The sequence below is a fragment of the Ensifer sp. ENS08 genome, assembly GCF_014852195.1.
Lineage (GTDB): Bacteria > Pseudomonadota > Alphaproteobacteria > Rhizobiales > Rhizobiaceae > Ensifer > Ensifer adhaerens.
Genome location: NZ_JACVBF010000094.1, coordinates 1 through 255 on the forward strand (window position 1 = coordinate 1; position 255 = coordinate 255).

1 protein-coding gene is annotated in these 255 nt (G+C 66.7%); it reads left to right on the forward strand.

Features of this window, described 5'->3' with window-relative positions:
• Positions 1-255, forward strand: a 255-nt coding sequence (locus IB272_RS35775; RefSeq protein ID WP_192445910.1) for an amidohydrolase family protein, incomplete at both ends; no start/stop codon positions are given.

Below are 255 nucleotides of genomic sequence, written 5' to 3' on the forward strand. Positions count from 1 at the left end.
ACTTCAACATGGAGCTGCGCTGGGACGGCGTGCGCTCGCTTGCCGATGCGATGGACATGCTGAAGCGGCAGGTGGCGATCACGCCGGCGCCGCAATGGGTGCGGGTCGTCGGCGGCTTCACCGAGCATCAGTTCGCCGAAAAGCGGTTGCCGACGATCGATGAGATCAACGCGGTCGCGCCCGATACGCCGGTGTTCCTGCTGCATCTCTATGACCGGGCGCTGCTCAATGCCGCGGCGCTCCGCGCCGTCGGCT